The sequence below is a fragment of the Rhodoblastus sp. 17X3 genome (genome assembly GCF_030056575.1).
GTDB lineage: Bacteria > Pseudomonadota > Alphaproteobacteria > Rhizobiales > Beijerinckiaceae > Rhodoblastus.
The window spans coordinates 41,266-66,969 of the sequence record NZ_JASHHX010000001.1; the positions used below are offsets into that span (position 1 = coordinate 41,266).

At 63.5% G+C, this 25,704-nt stretch carries 18 protein-coding genes and 1 pseudogene; 17 read left to right on the forward strand and 2 right to left on the reverse strand.

What is annotated here, in order from left to right:
- Positions 1 to 201: 201 nt before the first annotated feature.
- Entirely contained in the window at positions 202 to 2,913 is a 2,712-nt protein-coding gene (locus QM467_RS00195) for a family 16 glycosylhydrolase (protein WP_283364262.1), read from the forward strand.
- A gap of 161 nt (positions 2,914 to 3,074) precedes the next feature.
- Here the strand turns inward: QM467_RS00195 and QM467_RS00200 are convergent, their stop codons facing one another.
- Positions 3,075 to 3,581 (reverse strand): helix-turn-helix domain-containing protein, encoded by a 507-nt coding sequence (locus tag QM467_RS00200; RefSeq protein ID WP_283364263.1) that lies wholly within the window; start codon positions 3,579 to 3,581, stop codon positions 3,075 to 3,077.
- 995 nt (positions 3,582 to 4,576) lie between these two features.
- Here QM467_RS00200 and QM467_RS00205 point away from each other — a divergent pair.
- The 9 genes from QM467_RS00205 (at position 4,577) to QM467_RS00245 (ending at position 18,774) form a co-directional block, all read left to right on the forward strand.
- Complete coding sequence (locus QM467_RS00205) at positions 4,577 to 7,405, forward strand: glycosyltransferase (RefSeq protein WP_283364264.1); 2,829 nt, start codon at positions 4,577 to 4,579, stop codon at positions 7,403 to 7,405.
- 150 nt (positions 7,406 to 7,555) lie between these two features.
- Complete coding sequence (locus tag QM467_RS00210; protein ID WP_283364265.1) at positions 7,556 to 8,260, forward strand: glycosyltransferase family 2 protein; 705 nt, start codon at positions 7,556 to 7,558, stop codon at positions 8,258 to 8,260.
- Positions 8,261 to 8,494: 234 nt separating this feature from the next.
- Positions 8,495 to 10,402 (forward strand): glycosyltransferase family 39 protein, encoded by a 1,908-nt coding sequence (locus QM467_RS00215; protein ID WP_283364266.1) that lies wholly within the window; start codon positions 8,495 to 8,497, stop codon positions 10,400 to 10,402.
- Positions 10,389 to 11,171 carry a hypothetical protein gene (locus QM467_RS00220; protein WP_283364267.1) on the forward strand — a complete coding sequence of 261 codons (783 nt, stop codon included), beginning with the start codon at positions 10,389 to 10,391 and terminating at the stop codon, positions 11,169 to 11,171. Before QM467_RS00215 ends, QM467_RS00220 begins: the two co-directional genes overlap by 14 nt.
- Entirely contained in the window at positions 11,171 to 12,442 is a 1,272-nt protein-coding gene (locus QM467_RS00225; RefSeq protein WP_283364268.1) for a glycosyltransferase family 4 protein, read from the forward strand. The genes QM467_RS00220 and QM467_RS00225 overlap by 1 nt, the downstream gene beginning before the upstream one ends.
- A gap of 54 nt (positions 12,443 to 12,496) precedes the next feature.
- The gene (locus QM467_RS00230) at positions 12,497 to 14,779 is read left to right on the forward strand and encodes a glycosyltransferase (RefSeq protein ID WP_283364269.1); all 2,283 of its coding nucleotides are present in this window, start codon (positions 12,497 to 12,499) and stop codon (positions 14,777 to 14,779) included.
- A complete protein-coding gene (locus QM467_RS00235; RefSeq protein WP_283364270.1) occupies positions 14,776 to 16,050 on the forward strand; it encodes a glycoside hydrolase 5 family protein in 1,275 nt (424 codons plus the stop codon). Before QM467_RS00230 ends, QM467_RS00235 begins: the two co-directional genes overlap by 4 nt.
- Complete coding sequence (locus QM467_RS00240; RefSeq protein WP_283364271.1) at positions 16,047 to 17,732, forward strand: GMC oxidoreductase; 1,686 nt, start codon at positions 16,047 to 16,049, stop codon at positions 17,730 to 17,732. The genes QM467_RS00235 and QM467_RS00240 overlap by 4 nt, the downstream gene beginning before the upstream one ends.
- A complete protein-coding gene (locus QM467_RS00245; RefSeq protein WP_283364272.1) occupies positions 17,725 to 18,774 on the forward strand; it encodes a metallophosphoesterase in 1,050 nt (349 codons plus the stop codon). The genes QM467_RS00240 and QM467_RS00245 overlap by 8 nt, the downstream gene beginning before the upstream one ends.
- Positions 18,775 to 18,800: 26 nt before the next feature.
- On the opposite strand, the gene QM467_RS00250 is transcribed toward QM467_RS00245, so the two are convergent.
- On the reverse strand, positions 18,801 to 19,421 hold the full coding sequence (locus QM467_RS00250) for a hypothetical protein (RefSeq protein WP_283364273.1): 621 nt from the start codon (positions 19,419 to 19,421) through the stop codon (positions 18,801 to 18,803).
- Positions 19,422 to 19,729: 308 nt separating this feature from the next.
- Here QM467_RS00250 and QM467_RS00255 point away from each other — a divergent pair, with 308 nt between their 5' ends.
- The 7 genes and pseudogenes from QM467_RS00255 to QM467_RS00285 all read left to right on the forward strand — a co-directional run.
- Positions 19,730 to 20,824 carry an ABC transporter substrate-binding protein gene (locus QM467_RS00255; RefSeq protein WP_283364274.1) on the forward strand — a complete coding sequence of 365 codons (1,095 nt, stop codon included), beginning with the start codon at positions 19,730 to 19,732 and terminating at the stop codon, positions 20,822 to 20,824.
- A gap of 9 nt (positions 20,825 to 20,833) precedes the next feature.
- Positions 20,834 to 21,856 carry an ABC transporter permease gene (locus QM467_RS00260; RefSeq protein WP_283364275.1) on the forward strand — a complete coding sequence of 341 codons (1,023 nt, stop codon included), beginning with the start codon at positions 20,834 to 20,836 and terminating at the stop codon, positions 21,854 to 21,856.
- The gene (locus tag QM467_RS00265) at positions 21,850 to 22,641 is read left to right on the forward strand and encodes an ABC transporter ATP-binding protein (RefSeq protein WP_283364276.1); all 792 of its coding nucleotides are present in this window, start codon (positions 21,850 to 21,852) and stop codon (positions 22,639 to 22,641) included. Before QM467_RS00260 ends, QM467_RS00265 begins: the two co-directional genes overlap by 7 nt.
- A 33-nt stretch (positions 22,642 to 22,674) precedes the next feature.
- Positions 22,675 to 23,667, forward strand: coding sequence for a CoA transferase subunit A (locus QM467_RS00270; RefSeq protein WP_283364277.1), 993 nt, complete (start codon positions 22,675 to 22,677; stop codon positions 23,665 to 23,667).
- A complete protein-coding gene (locus tag QM467_RS00275) occupies positions 23,664 to 24,458 on the forward strand; it encodes a CoA-transferase subunit beta (RefSeq protein WP_283364278.1) in 795 nt (264 codons plus the stop codon). The genes QM467_RS00270 and QM467_RS00275 overlap by 4 nt, the downstream gene beginning before the upstream one ends.
- Positions 24,459 to 24,486: 28 nt before the next feature.
- Positions 24,487 to 25,272, forward strand: coding sequence for an enoyl-CoA hydratase (locus QM467_RS00280; RefSeq protein WP_283364279.1), 786 nt, complete (start codon positions 24,487 to 24,489; stop codon positions 25,270 to 25,272).
- A gap of 1 nt (position 25,273) precedes the next feature.
- A pseudogene (locus QM467_RS00285) lies at positions 25,274 to 25,663 on the forward strand (CoA-binding protein); the annotation flags it as partial.
- Positions 25,664 to 25,704 lie beyond the last annotated feature (41 nt).

Here is a 25,704-nt window from a genome sequence, read left to right on the forward strand (position 1 = left end):
AGTTGTTGTTGCTGTGGAGGCGCTTCTCGCAACGGAAACAAATACGCTATTCGGAGTGGGGGCTTCGGATACTTTTCGTCGAACCAAGGAACGAAAATGTCTGCAAATCTCCCCCCGCCCTCGGGCTTCAGCTCGAGCGATCTCGTTTTCAGCGATGACTTTTCCGGTTCGGGTTTAAATTCCGCCTATTGGAATACCTATATGACCAGCAATTCCACCCAGGGCGGTCCATGGGACAGCAATGGAAATGGTGGAAGCGGGCTGGGCGGCATTTATGATGCCGAATATTTCATGCCCTACGAAGTCTCGGTCAACAATGGCTTGACGCTTAACGCCGAGCAGAAAAGCGTCCTCGGCGCGAATTATGTGAACGGCGCGGTGGTGCCCCAGACCTTTCCGGTGACGGCGGGTGTCGTCGACACCTATGGCAAGGTCGAATTCAACGGCGGCTACCTTCAAATCAGCATGAAGCAGCCCGGCGGCGCCGGCTCCTGGCCCGGCCTGTGGCTGCTGCCGGCCTCCGGCGCAGGAAATGTCGGCAATAATTTTGAAATCGACATCCAGGAAGGCGGCTTTACCAATGGTTCCGCCAATCCGAATGATACGTTCTCCTATCATCTTCATACGCCAGTCGGCACCTTCGGCGGCGTGATCGATACTGGCGTCGACCTGACGGCCGGCTTCCACACCTATGCGATCAACTGGGTGCCGGGTCAGTCGATCACCTGGTACCTCGACGGCAAGCAAATGGCGCAGATCACCAGCGCCGAGGCGCCGATCCCTAACGAGCCGATGGAATTGATCATGTGCAATCAGGTTGCGACTTCGGCCGCATCCTCATGGCGCACCAGCATGGACAGTTCGACTCCGCAATCGATGCAAATACTGGTCAATGACGTTCAGCTCTATCAAAAGGCGGGCAGCGGCGACACGATCATGGGCTCCAATGTGAGCGCCCCGACCGCGACCGTCCCGACGGTGGCGATCACCAGCGCGGGCGGAACGGTCGCGCAGGCGAGCCAGGCGATCTCGGGCACGGTTGACATCGCGGACGCCGGTTCGACGGTGAAGATTCTGGACGGAACGGCGCAGGTCGGGACGGCGGTCGTCGGCGCGGACGGAAAATGGTCGACGAATGTGACGCTGGCCCATACAGGCGCGAATGTCCTGACGGCGACGGATTCCAACGTCGCCGGGACGGGAACGTCGAACGCCGTGACCTTCAACCTGACGACGGCGGCGCCGACAGTGGCGATCACCAGCGCGGGCGGAACGGTCGCGCAGGCGAGCCAGACGATCTCGGGCACGGTCGATATCGCGGACGCCGGCTCGACGGTGAAGATTCTGGACGGAACCGCTCAGGTCGGGACGGCGGTCGTCGGCGCGGACGGAAAATGGTCGACGAATGTGACGCTGGCCCATACGGGCGCGAATGTCCTGACCGCGACGGATTCCAACGTCGCCGGCACGGGAACGTCGAACGCCGTGACCTTCAACCTGACGACGGTCGCGCCGACTGCGCCAATTACACCTACTGCGCCGGTCACGCCGACGACGCCGGTGGCGCCTGTCGCCACTGTAACCAACATCAACAGCAGTTCCGGCAATCAGACGCTGGCGCTGGGCGATAATCCATATGCTGTCAATTTGAACGGTTATTACAATGTCGTGACGGCCGGCGGCGGAAATGACACGGTCATCGGCGGCGGCGGAAATAATAATGTCACGCTTGGCGACGGCTCCGACACCGTGACGCTTGGGGGCTATTATAACGTCGTCACCGCCGGCAATGGCAAGAACGCGATCAATGCGGGCGCCGGCAACGCGACCGTCGTCGCGGGCAATGGCGCGAACTTGGTTACCCTTGCCGGCTGGAACAATTCAGTGACGCTCGGAGGAGGAACGAACGTCGTCAGTGGCGGCCAAGGCAATGCGACCATTGTCGCGGGCGGCGGCGCGAACACGATCACCCTTGCCGGCTGGAACAATTCGGTGACGCTCGGCGCGGGCGCAAACGTCGTCAATGGCGGCCAGGGCAACGATACGATCATCCTGACCGGGGGCGCGGCGACGCTTCGACTGGGCGGCAATAACGAAACGGCGATCCTCGGCGGCGGCGTCAATGCGACCATATTCGACACCGGCTCCGGCCTGCGCATCGCGGTCGACACCAGTTCCGGCGCCAACGTCATCAATGGATTCGCGCAGGACCGGAACGGCTATATCGAACTTCGCAACAATGCGGGCGGCTATAGCTCGGTCAGCAGCATCCTGGGCGCCTTGAAGAGCGATGGAAACGGCGGCACGCTGCTCGCGCTGGGGGCTACGGGATCGATCGATATCGCGGGCGTGACGCCGGACAAGTTGAGCGCCAATAATTTCAGGATCAGCACAGAGACCGACGCGAGCATGGCCCCCACGCTCACGATCGCCGATCCAAGCCTGAACGTCGCCGGGGGCGGCGGAACAGTCCCCCTGGGCGTGAAGGTGGCGGCGTCGGCCTCCGCAACCGACGTGAAGGTCACGATCGCAGGACTCCCGTCCTACGAAACCATTTCCGACGGTCTCGGGCATACCTACTCTGGCCAGTCGATCCCGTTGAGCGCGGCCGAGGTCAATAGCGGCCTGACGCTGACGTCGCATTATACCGGCTCTCAGCACCCGATCGCGACGCTGTCGGTGTCGGCGAGCGACACGATTGGCGGGGCTGTTGCGACCTCGGCCAAGCAGTCAATCGTCGTGGTCGATCCGCCGCCCATGACGCCGGCTTCGACCGCGAACGCCGTCGCGCTGCTGAATCAGTATATCGCTGGCGGCTTCGAGAAGGATCAGGGAGCAGCGCCGCTGACGACGAAAATGGCGGCGGCGTTCTCGCACGACGAGTCGTTCCTGAGCCGGCCGGGACATTCCTGAACGCGAACTTCGCTGGCGTCGGGCGTTTCGGCTCCCGACGCTGGCGGATTTCGAGCCGCCGCGCTATTTCGATTTCTCCGCGGATCGCCTGTCTAGCCGCAGCGTAAACGCACGCACCCGGCGGCGTCTTTGCTCGGCTGCAACGGGACCCTGCGCCCCGCTCAGTCCTTGCCCTTCAACGCTTGAAGAATCTTGATCACGGTCGACCATGACAGGCGCTGGTTGATTTGCAGCCACGCCTCGCCGCCTGCCAGATCCTCGAGGTGAAACGAAGGAATTGTTCCCGCCGCGTCGGCGCCCGCGAGCTGGGCAAGATCCGGGCCCGACCCTGAGGCGTCACCCGGAACCTTATGTTCGTCGGTGATGGCCGGCGGCGTGCGAAACGCGTCCTCGGCCGCGGATGGCGCGATATCTTCGAAGCTGGCCCCAAGCGCCTGCGTCAGCGCGCGCAAGATGCGCGGACGCGGCATGGACCGTCCCGCGCGGTAATGCGAGATATTCACCGGGTTGAAGGTCTCGCCCGGCAGTTCGTTCTGTACAAGCTTGGCCAATGAAGAAACGGACAGCCGCTTTTCGGCCATGACGGCGCGCAAACGCTCCGCAAACAGGGCCTTCTTCCCATCGTTCGAGGGAGTGCCGGAAAGGCCGGGCGTATCAGGAATCAGCATCGCGATTTGCTCTTCATGCTTCATATTAAGCGCATTCTAATTTAAGGGCAAATCGCCGCCTGCTAGCCATCCGAACCTCGCCCGCTGATTTTTAAAGGACGCTTTGTTGCGGCGCAATAATGACTATGATAGTGTGGCGATCATATGACTTAAGTGCCACCCTATTTAAGGGTACGCCTTCTTAATTAAAAGTCTTGCTCAAGCGTGTTACAACATGGTTGGGGCGTTCATGATCGTTACGTGCAAATTGGTTGTCCTTATGAGCGGCGTTCCTGGCGGACATGTCCGTTTCCAGCTGCAGGCGAAAATTCCCAGCAAGGTCGCTCAGCGTATCAAGCGCATTCTCGCGGAATCCGCGCCGCCGGCTGGTCCTCCGCTATCATTGCCTGCCGATCAGCCGCGGAAAGCCTCACTAAAACGTGATAATTAATTACCGGGCTTGGGATCGTCAAGGTCAAAGCTTCATTAGTCACATGTTTCCTTATTTGCGCACCGCATGAATAAGCGGCTCCGCCCTTTCCCAGATCATCAAATAAAAACAACGATTTGAATTAAACTTCCGACCGCCTGCTCCGGAAGGCGCCAGCCTATGGCCGTTGGCGTGAACAGCCGTCCCAAGAGGCGAAACTCTGCCGAATCTGCGAATTGTGCCGCCGTTTTTGGCCGGATTCCATTGCCTCGTTCCAAAATGATCCGGAAGACGGGAGGCTCGACGAAAAGGCAGCAATTTCAAGGGCGGCGCAGAAATGCAGCGATGCTTGCGCTACAGGCTTGAGCCTTGCGAGAGCGGCGCTCAAGGCAGAGCTTAATCCCGAGCGCCTTGACAGCCAAATTAATCAATGATTAGTTAATAGTTAATTAATGCGCTCATTAAAGGGTGAGGCGCGCAGGCGGCGCTCTCGCCAGCAAGACCGAGATCGCAGCGCGCGACGCCAGCATATTAGTTGGCGTTACACAGAATGCACGGCGTCTTTTCAAGCTTAGACGAGGCTCCAATGGAAAAGTCGGCGACGAAAACTCCTGGTAAGCGCGTGTCGGGCGAGTCCAATTCTGCAAGCAACTCCCCGGACCGCCTTAATATCCTCCTGGTCGCGCATAAATTTCTGCCTTTTATTGGCGGAATCGAAATGCACACGTTCGAGGTCGGGCGACGAATGGCTGCACGGGGCCATAATGTGCGGGTCCTTACGGGCGATCCCACAGGCGAGTTGCCCCGGGAAGAGATCGTATCGGGGATACGCGTGACGCGCGTCCCGGTCTATCCGCAATCCAGCGACGCTTTCTTCGCCCCGGAGCTTTACCGCGAGGTTTTGCAAGCGGATTCCGACATCGTCCATGTTCAGGGCTTTCACACCTTCGTGCCGCCGATCGCGCAATTGGCGGCGATCCGCAAGAAGGCTCCCTTCGTCATGACCTTCCATAGCGGCGGCCATTCGTCGGATTTCCGCAATCTGATCCGGGGGGTTCAGCGCGAAGTGCTAAGGCCGCTCATCAAGCGCGCCGACAAGCTGATCGGCGTATCGGAATTCGAGGCGGATCTGTTTTCGCGCACTCTTCGGATCCCGCGCGAAAAATTCATCGTCGTGCCGAACGGCGCCGAGATCGAGCCGGGGGATGAATCGTCGGCGCTGGATCCGGCGTCGCCGCTGATCGTGACGATTGGCAGGCTGGAGCGCTACAAGGGACATCATCGGGTCATCCGGGCCTTCGCGGAAGTCCTGAAGACGCGTCCCGGCGCGAGGCTGCGCGTCCTCGGCGAGGGGCCGTACAAGCAAACGCTGATCGAGACGGCGCGCGAGCTGGGCGTCGAAGACCGTGTGACGATCGGCGGCATCCCGCCCGAAAATCGCCGGCACATGTCGAACTTCCTCGCCGGAGCCTCGGCGGTCGTCCTGCTGAGCGACTACGAAGCCCATCCCGTGGCGGCGCTCGAGGCGATTTCGCTCGGACGCGCCGTTCTGGCCAGCAATTCGACCGGCTTCGTCGAAATGGCCGCCAAGGGCCTTCTGCGCACGATCGATCCCGACGCGCCGCCGGCTGAGATCGCCCACGCCGTGCTCGATCTCATCGACTGCCCGCCCGGCCGCCCGCCGAATGTGGAGATCGCCAATTGGGACGATTGCACGAGCAATCTCCTCGACATCTATCGCGTCGTCATCGGGGCCAGATCGGGTCGCGCGGCAAAACCGGCGGCGCCCTTGGCCTCCCTGGCGCCCTTGGCCTCGCTGCCGCCCATGGGCTCCGTGGCCGCCGCGGAAATCCGCGAGGAATTCCGGCAAGGATTCGCGGATGACATCCCTGCGGCGGCGCCGCAACCGGCTCCCGTCAATGAAGGCGGTTTCATGCCGAAATCCGCCAGGTCGAACAAGGTGAAAAGCACCTCGCTCGTCGCGCTGGGCCTCGCCGCCGGGTTTGTCCTGATTTGCGCCGACGGAAGGCCGGCCTACACCCCTGCCATGGCCGGACAGGAAAGCGGAGCCAAGCGTCCCGTTCAGGCGCAGGCGGACCAGTCGTCGCCGGCCGCGCCCGTGACCGCCGTCTCGTCAAACGCAAACGCGGCCGCGACGCCAATCGTGTCGCCTGCGCAGGATTGCGCGCAGAAGGATGCCGCCGATCAGACCGGGAACAGCGGCAAGGGCGTCGCGATCGGTCGCGGCGACAAGGTGAAGATGTCTTTCTACGAAGTGCTGCCGACGCAAGACGGCAAGTGGGGCGGCGAAAGGCAGCATCAGGAGCCAGCGAAAGCCTTCCAGTTGCGTGCGGAATTGTCCGCCGAATATATCGTCCAGGACGACGGCGCGATCTCGATCCCGATGCTGGGGCAATTCAACGCCGCGGGCCGCAGGACGGGCGACTTTCAGCGGCAGGTCGAATGCGCCTTCGACGCCTTTCTGGGGCGTAAGGGCTTCGTCAACGTCCTGAGCGTCGTCAATCCGCCGATCTATGTAATCGGCCAGATCAAGAACGCGGGCAGCTATGATTATACGCCCGGCATGACTGTGCTGCACGCCGTCGCGCTCGCGGGCGGTTTCGACAAGGCGCCGGTCGAGCCATGGGTTGTCGCCGAGCTGACCCGCGAAACAGAACGGCTGCAAACCGCGCTCGACCGCGCCATGCGCATGATGGCGCGCAGCACGGCGATCGAAGCCGCGCGCACGACGGGGCGGCCGGCCATCCCGGCTGAACTCGCCAATCTCGCCGGCCAGGAGAAGGCGAAAGCGCTCGTCTTCAATGAGTTCGCGCCGCGCCGCGCGGAAATGCAGGCGCTCGCCTCGGACGAAGCCTCCATGAAGGGCGCGGTCGAATCCGCCTCAGCCGAAATGGAATTGCAACAGGCGCGCCTGCCGATCCTGAACCAGTCGATCGAACTGAGGAAGGAGCGCGTCGCCAATCTGAACAAGCTGATGAACTCGGGCACGATCGCCCGGCCGGTGCTGATTCAGGCCCAGACGGAATTGATGGAAGTCCAGGATCGCAATCAGCAGACTCTGAATTCCCTCAATCTGGCGCGCGACCGCTACAACCAGGCGCGCCAGCAATTGCAGGCCCGTCAGGACCAGGCGGAGGTCAACGCCCAGAAGGACGCGAGCGAAGCCCGCGCCGAGGCGACCATCGCGGCGGGAGAAAGCGACGCCGCGGCCAATGTGCTGAGAGCTATGGCGCGGACGCGGCTTTCGACGCCGGGGGCTCTCGATACGGAATTCGTGATCGTCCGGCGCCAGGGAGAAGGCGTCGCCCAGTTTACCGCCACGGGCACGACCGTGCTTCAGCCGGGCGATCTCGTCCAGGCGCGGACCCGTCCGGCGCTCAACGCGAAAGACTAGTTTGCCGCGAGCCGCCCATCGCGAGCGGTCGATACTCGAGGTTTCATCTGTTCTGGAAGTCAAGTGTAGGAGAGCATCATGCAAAACGCGTCATATGCAGGCTCAACAGCGTTAGCGGCGAACCCCGCCAATTCCAACTTGACGTCGAATATGCCTTTGCCTCGCGTTTCGCTGGTGGTCCCGACGCTCAACGAGGCGGAGAACCTGGCCTGGCTGTTGCCGCGCCTGCCGTCCTGGATTTTCGAATTGCTCATCGTCGACGGCTGCTCGACCGATGGCACGGTCGAGGTCGTGCGCCGGCTCTATCCGGGGGCGCGCATCATCACTGAGAAACGCCGCGGCAAGGGCGTCGCGCTGATGACGGGTTTCGAGGCCGCCGCCGGCGACATCATCGTCATGCTCGACGCCGATGGATCGATGGATCCGGAAGAGATCATTCTCTATGTCGCGACGCTGATGTCGGGCGCCGATTTCGTCAAGGGCTCGCGTTTCATCCAGGGCGCCGGCACGGTTGACATGACCCTGATCCGGAAGCTCGGAAACTGGGGCCTCACCATGGCCGTCCGCACGCTCTATGGCGGATCCTTCAGCGACCTCTGCTACGGATATGTCGCCTTCTGGAAACGCTGTTTCCCTGTGTTGCGCTCGGACTGCTCCGGCTTCGAGGTCGAGACGATCCTGAACATCAAGGCCCTTCAGAACAAGCTGAAGATCGTCGAGGTCGCCAGCTTCGAATCCGTCCGCATCCACGGCGAGAGCAATTTGCGCGCGCTGCCCGACGGCTGGCGAATCCTGAAAGCCATCCTGCGGGAACGGGTCACGCCAAAGGCCCTGGCGCCGGCGCCGGCGGAATAGCTTCGACCGATTTCGAGGCCATGTCCCGAGTCTTTCTGGTTCCGAGTCTTTCAGGTCCATCGAATTGGCTCGGAAGATCTTATTGCGCGATGCTTCAGGAATGACGTGAAAATGTCGAGCGCTCGTCGCCCACTTGTTCTGCAGTTCATCGACGGGGCGTTGGGAACGGGCGCTCGGGCGTCCTACCAGCCGCCCTCCCGTCGCGCGGGAAAGTCTGGCGTCTGGCGGCTGATAATGCGGTGGCTCGGCATTGGCGCGGTTCAGCCCGAGGCGGATGCGCAGATCGATTCCGGCGGGCTGATCTGGCCCCAATTGCTGGCGATCAATGTGGCTGCGGCGCTCGTGCTTGCGGCTTGCGCGGCGAACGCCAGCCGGGTCGGCCAGTCATGGGCCGTCCCCGGGTTTTATTGCTCCATCGCCCTGATGTTCGCGCCCATCGCGGCGCGGCTCGTCCTGGTGAATGTTTCGCGAACGGAACGCATCGCCAATGTGATGATCGTCACGCTCGGCCTGTTCGCGTTGCGCGTCATCCGGGCGCCCGTCGTCTTCGTAGGCCATGACGAATATCTCCATTGGGTCGGCGCGCAGCAGATCATGGAAGACCGACATCTGTTTGCGGCCAATGTGCTGTTTCCCATAGGCCCCTATTATCCCGGCCTCGAAATCGTGACGACGGCCTTCGCCAATCTCTCCGGTCTGTCGTTCTTCGCGTCTGCGATCCTCGTGCTGATGGTTGCGCGCTCCCTGTTCATCGGCGCGCTGTTCCTTATCTACGAACGGATCTCGGGCTCGGCCCGCGTCGCGGCGCTCGGCTGCCTGTTTTACATGGGTTCGTCCACCTTCGTCTTTTTCGACACGAATTTTTCTTACGCCAGCCTCGCCATGTTCCTCCTGACCCTGGCGCTGCTGCTGGATCTGAGGCTTGGCGACGATGGCGGCCGCTGGCTCTTGCGCCTGCCGCTGTTCCTGGTCGCCCTCTTCGCCCTGTCCATGACGCATCATGTCACCGCCTATGCGCTGGGGTTCCTGCTGCTCGGCTTTTTCCTCGTCGAGGCGATCCGGCGCGATCCGGGCAAGGGGACCTTGTGGCGCTGCGGCGTCACGGCGGCGCTGGCGGTGCTCGTTCCCGTGCTGTGGTCGAAAGCGATGGGCAATCCGGGCGCCGGCTATCTCGGACCTGTCTTCCAGAACGGGCTTCGGGAAGTGTCGCAATTCATCCTGCATCTGGGCGAGTCGAACCGCAAATTATTCACCGGCGACGATGGCGTCGTGGCGCCGCTCTGGCAAAGGGTCCTGACGCTGGGATCGGTCGGCTTCATCTGCGTGGGGCTGGCGCTGGGGTTCTTTCGCAGCCTGTCCTGGGCGGGGCTTTTCAGCCGCCGCAGTCCCTCGTCATGGCCGGCGATCTTTTGCTGGAGCAACAGCCGGCACATCCTGCTGACGCTCATCACCATCGGCTATCCGGTCAGCATGGTTTTCCGAATGACCCGAAGCGGATGGGAAATCGGCAATCGCATCGGTCCTTTTGCCTTCCTCGGCGTCGGCCTCGTGCTCGCGATCTGCGTAACGAGCCTGTTGCAGGGAAAATCTGGCAATGTCCTGCGCGCCGCCGTGATCGGCGCAGCGATGACGGTCATCCTGATCGGCGGAATCATCAGCTCGGAAGGTCCGCGCATTCTGGTGCCCGCGCGCTATCAGGTCTCGGCGGACGGCGCCTCGATCGAGCCCATGGGCATCCGCGCGGCGGAATGGACCAAGGAATGGCTCGGCCCCGGCAATCGTTTCGCCGCCGATCGCGTCAACCGTCTGCTGCTTGCCGGCTTCGGGCGCCAGCTTGTCTCGACGACGCTCCAGCACGGCTATGACGCCGGCGTCACGCTGGCCGCGCCGACCTTCGGCGACGAGGAGCTGGACGTCATTCGCAAGCTGGGAATGGAATATCTCTTCGCGGACCTGCGCCTGACCACGGGACGGCCGGTCGTCGGGGCCTATTTCGACGGCGCGCGCGCCGACGAGATGCTCGACGCGCCGCCTCTGCCCGCCGCGACGTTCAAATATGACTCCATCGAGGGCGTGAACCGCATCTTCGATAACGGCTATTCGATCATCTATGACGTGAGGGCGCTCAGTGGACGACCGTAACGCCGCCGCGACCCCTTATGTTCTTGGCTGGCTCGTCGCCGCAGCCGGCGCGATCGCGCTTGTCTATTTCGGCTTCAGGCCGGCTCTTGCCGTCGCCCTGGTCTTCGTCCTGCCGGGATTTCTGCTGCTGCAAAACGTCCGGCCCCAGCCCATGCCCAGTTTTGAAAGCGCCATACTGACGCTTGGCGTGAGTGTCGCCTTGGTCATCATCCTGGCGCTGGTCCTGCACAGGTTCAACGCCCTCGCGCCTTCAGGATGGGCGCTTCTGCTGCCCGCCTTCTGCCTTGGGGCCTGGCTGCTGTCGCGTCGCAACGCCGCTGACGCGCAAGCGGCGCCCGAGGGAGCGCCCCGGCGTCGGCTCGCCATCAATCCCTATCAGGCGGCGAGCCTTTTGACGGTGTGCGGGCTGGTCGCGTTTGCGCTTGTGACGGCCCGCAATGGCGCTCTCGCGCACCAGCAGTTCGCCTATACGGAATTCTGGATCACACCCTACGACGGCCGCGACCATCACCGGGTCGTCATCGGCGTCCACAACAAGGAAAGGCAGACGGTTAGCTACGATCTCGAGCTGACGCTCAACGGCAAGATCGTCGCGCGCCACACCAATCTGGTTCTTGCCGACAATGAACAGATTGTCGAGCAGATGACGGCGCCCGACGACGAAGCCAGTCCCGAACAGCGAATTGAAGCGCGGCTCTTTCGGAATGGATCACAGCCAGTCCTTTACCGCCGCGTTTCCTTGTCCAAGCCAACAGTGGGGGTGCGGTAATGCGTGTCTTGATGCTCGCCCAATTCTTTCCGCCGGTGATCGGCGGCGAAGAGCGGCATGTCTTTTCGCTGAGCGAAGCGCTGGTCGCCCGCGGCCACCAGGTGGCGGTCGCGACCATGCCCCACCCGGATCGCGCGCCGGTCGAATATCTGAACGGCGTCGCCGTTCACAGCCTGCAAGGCTCGATGCAGCGAGCCTCGGCGCTGTTCAGCGAAGAGGAGCGTCCGCATGCGCCGCCCTTCCCGGATCCGGAGCTGACATTTCGCCTCAGCCGGCTGGTTTCGAAATTCAAGCCGGACGTCGTCCACGGCCATAACTGGATGATCCATCAATATCTGCCGCTGAAGCTGGCCAACAAAGCCAAGCTCGTGTCGACATTGCATGATTACAGCTTCACCTGTTCGATCAAGACTCTTCTTCGCAATGGCGACTATTGCAGCGGACCGGGGGTGGCTAAATGCCTTTCCTGCGCGGGCGCGCATTTCGGCCTCGTCAAGGGACAGGTCACGGCGGCCGCGCATTTCCTCACCAAGCCGCTGCTTCACCGCGGCGTCGATAATTTTATAGCGGTCAGCCACGCGGTCGCGGAAAAATCGGGGCTGGTCGACGGTTCGACCCCGTATAGCGTGATCCCGACTTTCATCCCGGACGATCTGGGCTCCCCTCCGGCCTCGATCGATCCGAGATTGCGCCAGCTTCCGCCCGACGGCTACCTGCTCTTCGTCGGCGATCTGAACCGCCACAAGGGCGTGCATATTCTGCTCCAGGCCTATGCGCGGCTGGAGCGGGCGCCGCCGCTGGTGCTGATCGGAAGGCGCACGCCGGGGACGCCGAACGAACTCCCTCCGAACGTCTTCCTGTTTGAAAGTTGGCCGCATCACGCGGTCATGCACGCCTGGCAGAGATGCCTGTTCGGCCTTGCGCCTTCCACATTCATTGAGCCGTGCGGCACCATTGTGATGGAAGCCAATGTGGTCGGCAAGACCATGATCGCCGCCAATCACGGCGGGCTGGCGGAGCTGGTCGAACACGGCCGCAGCGGCTTGCATGTCGTGCCGAGCGACGCCGGCTCGCTGGCCGAGACCATGCAACTGCTGATCGACTCCCCGGACCTGCGAAGAAGGCTGGAGGAGGGCGCCCTCGCCAGGGCGGAAACCTTCAAGGCCAGGTCGGTTGTGCCCAAGATCGAGACGATCTATGGCAGCCCGAACAAGGTCCGGCAGCCTGGAGGCGGCGCAGCGCGCGTCGCGCACATGTCGCATCAATCGTGACGGCGCTGACGCCGCCGCCATGATTTCGTCGTTCAGGCATCGGGAATCAAAACCATGACCTCACAGCCGCCACAAGTCAGCGCCGTCGTCTGCGCCTATACGTTCGACCGGTTGAACGACGTCGTCGAGGCGGTTCAGTCGCTCGAAAGCCAGCAGCCTCGGCTCGCCGAAATCATCGTGGTGGTCGATCATAATCCGGACCTCAAGGTGGAAATCCGAAGCCGCCTCGCGGATGAGATCATCGTGATCGAGAATGTCTTCGATCCCGGACTGTCGGGCGCGCGAAATTCGGGCGTCGCTCAGGCCGGGGGCGACTTCATTTTCTTTCTCGACGACGACGCCGTCGCGGCGCCGGATTGCGTCGCGCTGTTGACGCGCAGTTGCGTTGAGGCCGGCGCGATCGGCGCCAGCGCGCATATCGAGCCGGCCCTTCTGGCCGCCCGCCCGCGCTGGTTTCCGTCGGAATTTCTCTGGGTCGTGGGCTGCTCCTACGAGGGATTGCAGCCCGGCCCGACCCGCAATCTTCTCGGCGCGGCGATGTGCCTGCGCCGCGATATTTTCGACAGGGTCGGCGGCTTCGACGCCAGCCTCGGACGCTCGCAAAAGGGATTGCCGCACGGCTGCGAGGAAACCGAATTCTGCATTCGCGCCACCAAGGAAACTGGAGGTCATTTCATCCATGAGCCGGCCGCGCGCATTCTGCACAAGGTCCCCGCCGCGCGGCTGACCGCGTCCTATTTCTCCAAACGTTGTTACGCCGAAGGGATGTCCAAGGCCCGCCTCAGCACGCTGGCCGGAAGCGAGCGTTCCCTTGCGAGCGAGCGCGCCTATGTCGCGCAAACGCTGACGCGTTCGGTCATGCGAAACCTCGGCGACGTCGCGCGCCGCATGGACCCGGCGGGAATGGGTCGGGCCGGAGCGGTTGCGCTGGGTCTGGGATGCGCCGGGGCCGGTTATGCTCGGGGCCGGCTCAGCACTGCGCTGGGCGCTCAGCACGCGCTGCTGTTCAACGCCGCGCTGCTGTCGCTGGGCACCGGAATCTCCGCGGCGCTCGGCTTCTTCTATTGGTTTCTGGCGGCGCGCAGTTTTCCCGCCGAGGCGGTCGGCTATGCCGCGGCGGCGATCTCGCTGATGAATTTCATCGGCCATCTTGGCGAGGTGGGGCTCGGCGCGCTGCTGATGGGTAAGGCGCGCAGCCAGGGCCCCCGCGCGCGAAATTTCATCACCGCCGGCCTATCGCTGAGTTGCGCATTCTCGGCCCTGTTCGCCCTCGTTTATCTCGCGCTCAACGCCGTTTTCAAGGTGTCGCTCGGCGAGATCGCCAGCTCCAGCGGCGCCGTCGTCTTCATCCTGGCCTGCGGCCTGACGGGCCTGACGCTGGTTCTCGATCAGTCGCTGGTCGGCCTCATGCGCAGCCAGTTGCAGGTGTCGCGCAATGTCGCCTTCGCCGTGACGAAGCTCATTCTGCTCGCAGGGGCGCCGCTGCTGCTCGGCGCCGCCGGCCTCGACGAAAAAACCATCTTCCTGACCTGGTTCGGCGGCCAATTGGCCTCGATTGTCCTGCTCGCGGCGTTCCGGCGCAAAAGCGCGGAGGCGGTCGTGGGCCGTCCCGATTTCCATCTGCTCGGGTCTCATTTTGGCGACGTGCTGAGCCATCACGGGCTGAACATGGCCAATCTCGCGCCGAGCCTGCTGTTGCCGTTTCTGGTCACGGTGGTGCTCTCGCCATCGATCAACGCCGCCTTTTACGCCTCCTGGACGCTTATCAACGTGGCCTATCTCGCGCCGGCCTCGCTGGCCACGGTGGTCTATGCCGTCGGCGCGAACAACCCGACCGAGTTGGCCGGGCGCATTCGCACGTCGCTCGGCGTGTCCATGGCCATCGGCCTGGTCGTCGCGGCGGTCTGCTGGATTGGCGCGGAATTCATCCTGAGCCTGTTTTCGCCGGCCTATGCGGCGGTCGCAGCCGACAGCTTCCGGCTGCTCGGATTGAGCTTCTTCCTGATCGCGATCAAATATCACTATGTTGCGATCCAGCGGGTCCGCAATCAGATGCTGAGCGCCAGCGTTCTGGTGTCGCTGGGCTGCGCTCTGGAACTCGGCGGCGCTTTGTTCGGCGGCCGAGGCGGCGACCTGCACGACCTGACGCTCGGCTGGCTGCTGGGCCTCCTGATCGAAACCACGGCCATGGCCCCCGTCGTCTTTCGCGCCTTGCGGATTGGCGCGACGGCCCAGGGACTTGCGCCGCGCGTCGCGCCGCAACCGGCTTATGCGGTTGCGACGGCGGCGGCGGGGTCCGAGTATTTTGCTTCGCAGGGGTTGGAGAAGCCCCGATGAGGGCTTCTCCCAAACATGGCCGTATGTCGCGAGGCGCGACGGTCTCCCATTTGCTCTGGCTGGGGCTTTTCGCCTGGCTGTCCGCCGGCCAAAACGTCGCGGCGGCGCCCAAGGCGAAAGCGCCGGAAAAGGGATCGCGCGGTTTCGTGACCCGCAGCGGCCATGAATTCGTGCTGAACGGCAAGACCTTCCGCGTCGCCGGCGTGAACAACCATTACCTGACCTATGGCTCTCGCGTCGAAGTCACGCGCGTGCTCGATGACGCCGCCGCGATGAACGCCAATGTCGTGCGCATTTTCGTCTCGCCGATCATCGGATCTACTGATGGAAGCGTCGCCAATGTCTTCAATTGGAACAGCAAGGCGGATTCGAGCAATCTCGGCGTCAATGGCGTCTATATGGCCTCGTTCAATCCCAGGACGCAGGCGATGGAGATCAACGAAGGCGCGAATGGTCTCCGGCGCCTCGATTTCGTCGTCAAGGAAGCGTCGAAGCGCAAGTTGCGCCTGATCGTCGCCTTCGTCGATTACTGGGCCTATACCGGCGGCTCGCGGCAGATCAGCGCCTGGTATGGCAACAAGGGCGACGATCGCTTTTTCGCGGAGGATGCGCGCGCCAAGGCCGATTACAAGCGGCTGGTTCAGGCGATCGTCACGCGGCGCAACAGCCTGTCCAAGGTGATTTACCGGGACGACCCGACGATTTTCGCCTGGGAGCTCGCGAACGAGCCGGACATCCAGCCCTTTTCGGTGTTCAACGGCTGGGTCTTGGAAATGGCGGCTTTCGTCAAGTCGCTCGACAGCCGCCATCTGCTCGCCAGCGGACAGTCCAGCCTCCAGTACAAACTGGCCGAGCTGCGCTTGCCCCAGGTCGATTTCGGCACCTGGCATGGCTACGCCAGCTATCAGAAAATTTCCGCCGGGCAATTCGCGGATCAGATATCGCAATATTGCGCCTACGCCGTTTCCTACGGCAAGCCGGTCATTCTGGAAGAATTCGGCGTCCCCCGGTCCGACCCGGAGCGGCCGCAAATCTATCGCAACTGGCTGGCCCGGATCGCCGCGGACGACCGCTGCGCCGGCTGGCTGGTCTGGCGGCTGGTTTCGCGCCAGGACAGCAACGAATATCCGCAGGACGATCACGATCAATTCGACATCCACAATGATGGGAGTCCGGTGTGGCTCGCGCTTCAGGACAGCGCCGGCCTCATGACCACGGCTCGAACCCGCCACAAGTTCGTTCGTCAGCAAGAGGACAGGGGGCAGCCATGATCGAAGACGCCAAAACACTCCCGGACAACACATCCATTGATGCCGATATCCTGATTATCGGCGCCGGCGCCGCCGGCATTTCGCTGGCGACGAATTTCCTCGACAAGGCCGTCAAGGTCGTCATTCTCGAAAGCGGAGGGCTGACCTATGAAAGCTCAACGCAGGCGCTCTGCCGCGGCGAGAATATCGGCCTGCGCTATGAGCCGCTGGATCTTTGCCGGGTGCGAATTTTTGGCGGCAGCACGGATCGGCGCGGCTGGGCGGGCTGGTGCAAGACGTTCAGCCAGTTCGACCTCGAGAAACGCGACTGGGTTCAGCACAGCGGCTGGCCGATCGCGAAAGGCCATCTCGATCCCTATTACGAAAGGGCGCTGGCGAGCGTCATGTTGCCGCCGGACCTCGAGCAGCTCGCGCGGGCAGACGGGAAATCCGCGGATTGCCTGCCGCTGGGCGGCGACTGCGTCAATGACCCGGTCGCCCTGAGCACGGCTCCGCATCTCTCCGAAACATTCCTGGAAAGCATCGAGGCGTCAGCCAATGTGCAGGTGATCCTGCATGCGAACGTCACGCAAATCGAAACGGATTCCGACGGGCGCATCGCGACCGCGGTTCGGTTCGCCACGCTCGATGGGCGGCGACATCGCGTCTCGGCGCGCTTCACGGTGATCGCCAGCGGCGGCATTGAAAACGCGAGATTGATGCTGCTCTCCAACCAGACCGTGGCCAGCGGACTCGGCAACGGCGGCGGATGGGTCGGGCGCTGCTTCATGGACCATCCGCGCTACGCCTGGGGCCAGATCAATTCGGTTCGCAATGCTGCCATTTTGCAACGTTATAACCCGACTCACGGCGTCGGCCAGAGGCGTTATGGCGTGCCGCCGCCGGGGGCCGCTCCGCTGTTTGGCGCGGGCATTGCGCTCAGCGAAGCCGCTCAAAAACGCGAGAGGACGCTCGCCTCTCGGACCTGGATTTTGCCCGTTGCGCCGCAAGGCGAACGCGATGGCGGGCGGGAGTTGCGCGAAGTCGTACTCTGGGCGACGCGGCGCCGCATTCCGTCCGACATTGTCTTGAGAGGGAAAAAAATCATCGGCGACGTCCCGAATGCCGCAGCGGCGGCGATTGCCCATCTGCGCTCCATCGCCGGACGGAGCAATCATTGGCAATTCCTGACGATTCTCGAACCGGAGCCCAATCCGGACAGCCGGGTGCTGCTCGACGACCGGACGGACGCCCTGGGCTTGCCGCGCGTAAAACTGGATTGGCGGTTGACGTCCCTGGCGCAGCACACGCTGAACGTCACGCAGGAATTGATTGTCGACGCGTTGCGCAAGAACGGTTTGAACGCCTTCGTCGAAGGTTCGGGCGGCCCGCTCGCCAACCAGAAATTCGAAACGCCGCGATGGGTCTGGCACCATATGGGGACGACGCGCATGAGCGAAAATCCCTCTGAAGGCGTCGTCGACGCCAATTGCAGGGTTCACGGAATGCAAAATCTCTATGTCGCGGGAAGTTCGGTTTTCCCGACCTGCGCGAATGACATGCCGACGCTGACCTTGATGGCGTTGGCGCATCGCCTTGCCGATCATCTCCAGACGCAGTTGCAGGCGACTTGCGTCACCGCAGCCGGCGCGGAGGAATTGGCGACGATGGATGGCGGCGCGGAGTCGATGACGCATGCCTGACAGATCGTCTCGCCAAGGGTCGGGCGAGCAATTCACGGCAGGCCGAAATGAAGGGAATGCGTTCGAGGCGGAACTGCGCAGGCCGACAGGCGGCGGGCGGCTGCTGAATCGACGCCAGTTGATCGCGGCGACCTCGCTCGCTGCGGTCGGACTTGTCGGGGCGGCGACTGCGGTCAACGCCGTGGCGATAGAACCCTTGCTTCTCCCGCGCATCACCCGCTACCGCATCTCGCCCGAGGGCTGGCCGCCGCAGCTGCGGCTGTCCCTTGCCGTGATCGCGGATCTCCACGCTTGCGATCCGTGGATGACGGTCGGGCAGATCGAGCAGGTCGTGCATGTGACCAACCTTCTGGGCGCCGACGCCGTCGTGCTGCTCGGCGATTATGTCGCCGGACACAAGAAGATCACGGCGGTCGTGCCCGATGCGGACTGGGCGGGCGCCCTTGGGGCGCTGCGCGCGCCGGCCGGCGTGTTCGCGGTTCTCGGCAATCACGATTGGTGGGAGGACGAACGCGCGCAATTGAGGGGGCGCGGCCCGATCGGGGCGCGCATCGCGCTGGAGCGCGCGGGCATTCCCGTGCTCGAAAACGACTGCTTCAAACTCGACAAGGGCGGAAGCGGATACTGGATCGCCGGTCTTGGCGATCAGCAGGCTTTTCTTCACGGACGAAGCTTGCGCAGTTCGGCGGGCCCCGGCGTCCACGATCTCGACCTGACCCTGAGCAAGGTTTCAGACGACTCGCCTGTTATCCTGCTGGCGCATGAACCCGATATCTTCCCACAGGTTCCGAACCGCGTCGCGGTGACCCTTTCGGGCCATACCCATGGCGGGCAAGTCCGTCTGCTCGGCCGGCCGATTGTCGCCCCGTCGCACCTGAGCCTCGTTTATAATTACGGGCATTACACCGACGAAGGCCGCCATCTGATCGTCTCCGGCGGCCTGGGATGTTCCTGGTGGCCTGTGCGAATCGGCGTTCCTCCCGAAGTCCTCCACATTGTCATCGAAGGCTCGGACGTCGCGCAGGAAACCGGCGCCGTCTGAGCTTACACTTCGATCAGGCGCTTCGATCAAACCTGGCGACGAAAGGGCCTGGGAAGAATTCTGCCGAATTCCGCGATGGCCCCATAGGCCTTCCATCCAATCAAGGCGATCCTGACGCCGTCCTTTTCGCTCAGCCCGGGCGGGATCGGGAAGGCAGCGGGGGCGCCTTCCAGATATTTCCGCAAAAGGAACTCGATTTCGGCGACGGCGTAATCGGCGCTGCCGTGGACGAAGTCTTTTTGACTGGCGACATGGGTGATCGTCAGAAGTTCGCCGTCGAGTTCGAATTCCGCGACATGAATCGTCTGCCCGGTCCAACGGCGGCGCGCCACGATGTTGCGCGGCAACATATGGAAAATCCACTTGTCGCCATGTTCGCCCGTGGCGAAACTCGTCAGCGCCGAGGGCGGTTCGCGCAGGTGAATCCGGATCGAGCAATTCGCGCTCAAACTGTCGGTCGGGAGCGGCGTTGATTGCGAGGAGCGGACCATGTCCTCGATCGCGGTCAGGCCCTGCGAGTCGACGATGGGGCCGGTGGCTTCGGCAAGGGCGGCGCAAGCAGCGCGGCAATCGAGCACGGCGAACGGAAAAGGGTTTTGCGGCGCGTCGGTCGGCAGCCATGCCAATTGCGAATGCCAGCTCGTCATTTTACGCGCTCCTCGCCAATAGACCGATCATGCGGGCGGCTCCAGCATAGCGCAAATGCGCCGGTTTCGGTTGAAGGCCAAGGCTTTTGTCGGCGAATGACTCCCGGTTTGTAAAGGCCGTAGAAAGCTGACCCAGGCCCGCAACGCCAACCGTCGCGCCTTAAGAGCATCTTGTCGATAAATTTAATATACTATATAAAGGTGGCAACGGATGGCCCTCCCGCTTCCTTGTCGGGGCGAAGGGCTAAGCATGTTTTTGCAACGCGGTCGCGCGAAGCCTTGAGGCGCGGGACCGAAAGGAAAATCGCATGACAGATCAGAACAATGGCGCCGGAACGCGGTCGCGCCGCGCCTTTCTTGTCGGCGCGGCGACGGTCGGCGCGGCCGCGCCGCTCGGCCTCGGCGTCTCCAAGGTGTTCGCCACGCCGAAAATCGCCGTTCCCCTGATCGGCGACCTGCCGATCTGCAAGACCGCCGCGACCGACTCCGCCGCCGCGACCGGCCCGCTGAAGAAGATCTCCTTCGCTTGGAACGCCGGCGCGCCGTGTCTGGTCGGCGTCACGGTGGCGAAAGAAAAAGGCTTCTTCGCCCGCAATGGTCTCGACGTCGATCTGATCAATTATTCCGGCTCGACCGATCAATTGCTGGAAACTCTCGCGACCGGCAAGGCCGACGCCGCCGCCGGCATGGCCCTGCGCTGGCTCAAGCCGATGGAGCAGGGCTTTGACGTCAAGATCATCGCCAGCACCCATGGCGGCTGCCTGCGCCTGCTCGCGCCGACGAGTTCCGACATCAAGGAGCTGAAGGACCTCAAGGGCAAGATCATCGCGGTCAGCGACATGAATTCGCCGGGCAAGAATTTCTTCTCGATCCGCCTGAAGAAGGCGGGGCTGGACCCGCAGACCGACGTCGAGTTCAAGCAATTCCCGGGCCCGCTGCTGCGCGTTTCGGTTGAGAAGGGCGAGGCCCATGCGTTGGCCGATAACGACCCGATCACCTTCCTGTTCCAGAAGGACGGCGCCTTCCGCGAGGTGTCGAGCAATCTGGACAGCGAATATGCGAACCGCGTCTGCTGCATCGTCGGCGTGCGCGGCAGCCTGATCCGCGACGACAAGCCGACCGCCGCCGCCATCGCACGCTCCTTGGTCGAGGCGGCGGAATTCGCCGCGCATCACCCGGAAGAAGCGGCTGCGACCTATGTCCCCTATGCGCCGGGCAAGATCGAACTCGCCGATCTCGTCACGCTGGCGAAATACCACACCCATCATCACCATCCCGCAGGAGCCGACCTCAAGAAGGAGCTGGCCGCCTATGCCGAGGAGCTGAAGCTCATCTCGATCTTCAAGCCCACGACCGACCCGGCGAAATATGCCGAGCGCATCTATGTCGACGTGTTGAGCTGAGGGCTCGCCATGTCTCTCGCCTCCCTCGATGCGGCGCGCGGCGCGCCGGATGAAGCCGCGTTCGGGGCCTTCGCCTCACGCGCCTCGCTCGGGCAGTCGGCTCTGGCGCTCGCCGCCGGCGCCGTCTGGCTCGGCTTCGCTTTCCTGACCCTGCGCTGGCCTGATATCGGCGATTGGGGACGCGGCCCCGAATTGGCCTGGGCCGCCGCGATCTTCGGCGGTCTGCTGGCAGCAGGCGGGTTGTTCGGCGGCTTGTGGCCCCGCGCGGCGAAACGCCTGCGGCGCTCGACGCCGTGGTTTCTCGTGCTGGGCCTATTCTTTTCGTTGTGGCAGGCGGCGACGGCGAAATCCACGCTGTTGCCGCAGCCTTTCTTCCCTCCGCCTCACGCCATGCTCGAAGTCTTTGTCGACGACTGGGCCAAGCTCGCGGAAAGCGTCGCGGCCTCGATCAGGCTTGAAATGCTGGGCTTCGCCGCTGGCGCGAGCGCGGGCTTCGTGATCGGCGTGCTGCTCGGCTGGTCAAGGGCGTTCGGCTATTGGGCGCATCCGGTCATGCGGCTGATCGGCCCGCTGCCGGCGATCGCCTGGCTGCCCATCGCCTTTTTCGCCTTTCCGTCGAGCTGGAGCGCGTCGATCTTTCTCATCGGCCTCACCACGGCTTTCCCGGTCGCGATCCTGACCTGGTCGGGCGTCGCCAGCGTGAACATGGCCTATTATGACGTGGCGCGCACGCTCGGCGCGAGCCCCGTTTTCCTGATCTTCAAGGTCGCTATTCCCGCCGCTTTGCCGCATGTCTTCGTGGGGCTGTTCATGGGTCTGGGCGCGTCTTTCGCCGTGCTGGTCACGGCGGAGATGATGGGCGTGAAGGCGGGCCTCGGTTTTTACCTGCAATGGGCGCAGGGCTGGGCCGCCTACGCCAATATGTATGCGGCGCTGCTGATCATGTCGCTGATGTGTTCGGGGCTGGTGACATTGCTGTTCAAGCTGCGCGACCGCGTGCTGTCCTATCAGAAGGCCGACGTGAAATGGTAAGCGCCGCTCTGAAAACCGCCCCGGCTTCGGCGGGCGTCGAGATCGCCATCCGCGACGTGTCGCACAGTTTCGATCTCGAAGGCGCGCCTCTGCCGGTGCTGGAGAATGTGGGCCTGACGGCGGCGCGCGGCGAATTCGTCGCGCTGCTCGGACCCTCGGGCTGCGGCAAATCCACGCTGCTGCGGCTCGTCGCCGGGCTTGAGCCGCCGACCAAAGGCGAGGTCGCCGCCGATGGCCAGCGCATTGCGGGACCCGACCCGTCGCGTGTCGTGGTGTTCCAGGACCCGACCTTGTTCCCCTGGCGCAATGTCCGCGACAATGTCTCGCTGGGACTGGAGGCGCAGGGGCTGCTCAAGACCAGCGGCGCCCGGATCGACGCGACCTTGCGCCTCGTCGGGCTGGAGAATTTCGCCAAGGCGTTTCCGCATCAATTGTCCGGCGGCATGGCGCAGCGCGTCGCGCTGGCGCGGGCGTTGGTCAACGACCCGGATCTGCTGATTCTCGACGAACCGCTCGGCAAGCTGGATTCACTGACGCGGCTCTCCATGCAGGGCGAGATCGTCAATCTCTGGCGGCGCGCGGGCTTCACCGCTTTGCTCGTCACCCATGACATCGAAGAGGCCCTGCTGATGGCGACGCGCGTCGTCGTGTTCAGTGCGCGCCCGGCCTCGATCAAGGCCGATATTCGCATCGACAAGCCTTATCCCCGCCATCGCGACGACCCCGACCTCGTGGCGCGCCGCCGGGAAATCCTCACTTTGCTCGGCCTCGACGCTTCCTGGTAAGCGCGCGGCCCGGACGAGAGACAATCAAAACCCATGACCAGCAAACTGATTTCGCTCAGCGAGGCGGCGCGCCGCTTCGCCTGGGACGGCATGCAATATGCGAGCGGCGCCGCGCTGCCGGTTGGCTCGGACGCGGTGATTTTCGGCCGCGAACTGCTGCGGCAGAAGCACAAGGACCTGCACGCCATCTTCCATTGCAACAGCCAGCAGCTCAACCTGCTCGCCGCCGCCGGCGCGGTGACCAAAGCCGAATGCGGCTTCTCCGCGCTCGAAGTGTTCGGCTTCGCCAATGGCCTGCGCCGCGCGGTCGAGAATGGCCAGCTTGCGCTGGAGGATTATTCCAACCTGTCGATGGCGCTGCGCTTTCTCGGCGGCGCGCTGAACTGGCCCTTCGTCCCGGCGACGGTCAATATCGGCTCCGACCTGCAGGACCGCAGCGCCTTCGCGCCCGACGACTATCCCGCGCGCTCCAAGATCCCCGCCGTGGTCGATCCCTTCACCGGCAGGGAATTCGGCGCGCTCAAACCGCTGCGGCCGGATCTCGCCGCGATCCAAGTCACGCTGGCCGATCCGACTGGCAACGCCATCATGCTCGGCACCGAATGGAGCCGTTACGAGCTTTCGCGCGCGGCAAAGAAGGTGGTGCTGATCGCCGACGCCATCGTCGATCCCGCCTGCATCCGGCAGTTTCCCAATCTCGTGCGCATTCCTGACATCATTGTCGAGGCTGTGGTCCACTGGCCCTTCGCCGCCTGGCCGCAAGGCTCGCCCGGCATGTATGACATCGACGAATCGCATATGGCCTTCATGAACATGGCGCTGGCGACGGAAGAGGGAACCGCCGCCTATCTCCGCGAATTCGTCGAAAGCTATGACGATCTCGACTCCTATCTTGACCTGATCGGACGCGACAAGGCGAAGGCTTTGTCGCAGGGCAGCTCCAGCTTCCTGCTCGATCCCTATCGGCGCTGGATCCTGCCGCCGGAAGACGTCGCCGGTCTGGCAGCTCCGGAGCTCGCCGCATGAGCGCCGCCCTCGACTACAGCCGTCAGGAAATGATGGCCATCGCCACCGGCCGCGAGATCCGCGACGGCGAACTGGCGATTTTCGGCGTCGGCCTGTCCATGCTCGCGGGCTTCTTCGCCCAGGCCAATCACGCGCCCAATTTGCGCAGCATGACGGAAGGCGGCGTCTATGGCGCGACGCCGGTGGGCGGCCTGCCCTGGGGCATCGAATGCAACCGCATTTCCTCCAACGCCACCAGCTTCACCTCGGCGCTCGATGCGCTGGGATTTCTCGTCGCCTCGGGCCGCTGCGACGTTGGCGTGATCGGCGCGGCGCAGGTCGACAAACACGGCAATGTCAACACGACCGGGATCTGGGACGGCGAGATCGGGCCGCACTACCGCCCGCCGAAAACCCGGCTGCCCGGCGCGGGCGGCGCCAATGACATCGCCTGCGGCGCCAAGCGCTATATCATCATGGTCACCCATGAGCCAAAGCGCTTCGCCGAAAGGGTGACCTATGTTTCCTCGCCGGGCTATCTCGACGGCGGCGACTCCCGCGCGCGGCATCATTTTGTTGGCGGCGGGCCTTCGGCCATCATCACCACGCTCGGCATTCTGCGCCCTGAGCCTGGAACGAATGAATTCGTGCTCAACGGCTGGTTCGCCTTTTCCGGCATCGAGGAAATCAGGGCCAATACCGGCTGGAACTTGAGGGTTTCGCCGGATGCGCGTCTCATTCCCGAGCCGACGGCGGAAGAACTGGCCAATTTGCGCAAGGTTGATCAGACTGGGGCTCTGCGCAAGAAATAGACGCTCCGCCGAAACAATGGAGACTGACATGACCGAGGAGCCCTTCCTCATCCGCTCCGACGACGAGGGCGTCGTCACGCTCGTCCTCAACCGGCCCAACGCCCGCAACGGCCTGTCGCTCGGCATGTTGCGCGCCCTGCGCGCGGCATTGGCGGAAATCGAAGCCGACGCCAGCGCCCGCGTAGTCATTCTCGCCGGCGCCGGCCCTGCCTTTTGCGCCGGGCATGACCTCAAGGAATTGCGTGGCCGCAATTACGATCCGGCCTATGTGGACGAGCTTTTCGCCCTTTGCGCCGAGGTCATGCAGGCGATCGTGAACCTGTCGAAGCCGGTGATTGCGCGGGTCCATGGCGTGGCGACGGCGGCGGGGGCGCAATTGGTCGCGAGCGCCGATCTCGCCATCGCCGCAGAGGATTCGCGTTTCGCCACCCCGGGCGTCAATATCGGCCTGTTCTGCTCGACGCCCATGGTGGCCTTGTCGCGCAATGTGGCGCATAAGCACGCCATGCAGATGCTGCTCTCCGGCGATTTGATCGACGCCCCGACCGCCTTGCGTTTCGGTCTGGTCAACGAACTCGTCCCCGCCGCCGAACTGGAGGCGCGCACGCGCGAATTCGCCCGGAAGATCGCCTCGAAATCGCCGCTCACGCTGGCCATCGGCAAGAAGGCCTTTTATCGTCAGGCGGAACTGCCGCTCGCCGAGGCTTACGCCTTTACGCGCGAGGTGATGGCTGAAAACCTGAAGGCGCAGGACGCGCGGGAGGGCATCGGCGCCTTTCTCGACAAGCGCGCCCCGGTCTGGACCGGAAGCTGACATGTCGGACCTCGTTTATCCGGACGCCCTGATTGCCCGCATCCTGCGCTCGGTGAACGTGATCGCCTTGGTCGGCGCCAGCACGAACTGGAACCGGCCCAGTTTCTTCGTGATGAAATATTTGCAGGGCAAGGGCTATCGGGTGATCCCCGTGAATCCCGCAGCCGCCGGCCAGACCCTGCTCGGCGAAACGGTTCGCGCCCGCCTGTCGGAAATCGGCGAGCCGGTGGACATGGTGGATATTTTCCGCCGCTCCGACGCCGTCGCGCCCATTGTGCACGAGGCCATCGCCATCGGCGCCAAGGCGGTCTGGATGCAATTGGGCGTGCGCAATGACGCGGCCGCCGCCAAGGCGCAGGCAGCCGGACTGACGGTCATCATGGACCGCTGCCCTAAGATCGAATTCGGCCGCCTCGGCGGCGAATTGTCCTG

Coding starts and splice junctions, on each gene's coding strand:
- QM467_RS00265 (WP_283364276.1), top strand. CDS start 21,850: ATGGTAAGCGCCGCTCTGAAAACCGCCCCGGCTTCGGCGGGCGTCGAG.
- QM467_RS00230 (WP_283364269.1), top strand. CDS start 12,497: ATGACCTCACAGCCGCCACAAGTCAGCGCCGTCGTCTGCGCCTATACG.
- QM467_RS00255 (WP_283364274.1), top strand. CDS start 19,730: ATGACAGATCAGAACAATGGCGCCGGAACGCGGTCGCGCCGCGCCTTT.
- QM467_RS00225 (WP_283364268.1), top strand. CDS start 11,171: ATGCGTGTCTTGATGCTCGCCCAATTCTTTCCGCCGGTGATCGGCGGC.
- QM467_RS00240 (WP_283364271.1), top strand. CDS start 16,047: ATGATCGAAGACGCCAAAACACTCCCGGACAACACATCCATTGATGCC.
- QM467_RS00215 (WP_283364266.1), top strand. CDS start 8,495: ATGCGGTGGCTCGGCATTGGCGCGGTTCAGCCCGAGGCGGATGCGCAG.
- QM467_RS00245 (WP_283364272.1), top strand. CDS start 17,725: ATGCCTGACAGATCGTCTCGCCAAGGGTCGGGCGAGCAATTCACGGCA.
- QM467_RS00270 (WP_283364277.1), top strand. CDS start 22,675: ATGACCAGCAAACTGATTTCGCTCAGCGAGGCGGCGCGCCGCTTCGCC.
- QM467_RS00260 (WP_283364275.1), top strand. CDS start 20,834: ATGTCTCTCGCCTCCCTCGATGCGGCGCGCGGCGCGCCGGATGAAGCC.
- QM467_RS00195 (WP_283364262.1), top strand. CDS start 202: ATGACCAGCAATTCCACCCAGGGCGGTCCATGGGACAGCAATGGAAAT.
- QM467_RS00280 (WP_283364279.1), top strand. CDS start 24,487: ATGACCGAGGAGCCCTTCCTCATCCGCTCCGACGACGAGGGCGTCGTC.
- QM467_RS00275 (WP_283364278.1), top strand. CDS start 23,664: ATGAGCGCCGCCCTCGACTACAGCCGTCAGGAAATGATGGCCATCGCC.
- QM467_RS00210 (WP_283364265.1), top strand. CDS start 7,556: ATGCCTTTGCCTCGCGTTTCGCTGGTGGTCCCGACGCTCAACGAGGCG.
- QM467_RS00205 (WP_283364264.1), top strand. CDS start 4,577: ATGGAAAAGTCGGCGACGAAAACTCCTGGTAAGCGCGTGTCGGGCGAG.
- QM467_RS00200 (WP_283364263.1), bottom strand. CDS start 3,581: ATGCTGATTCCTGATACGCCCGGCCTTTCCGGCACTCCCTCGAACGAT.
- QM467_RS00250 (WP_283364273.1), bottom strand. CDS start 19,421: ATGACGAGCTGGCATTCGCAATTGGCATGGCTGCCGACCGACGCGCCG.
- QM467_RS00235 (WP_283364270.1), top strand. CDS start 14,776: ATGAGGGCTTCTCCCAAACATGGCCGTATGTCGCGAGGCGCGACGGTC.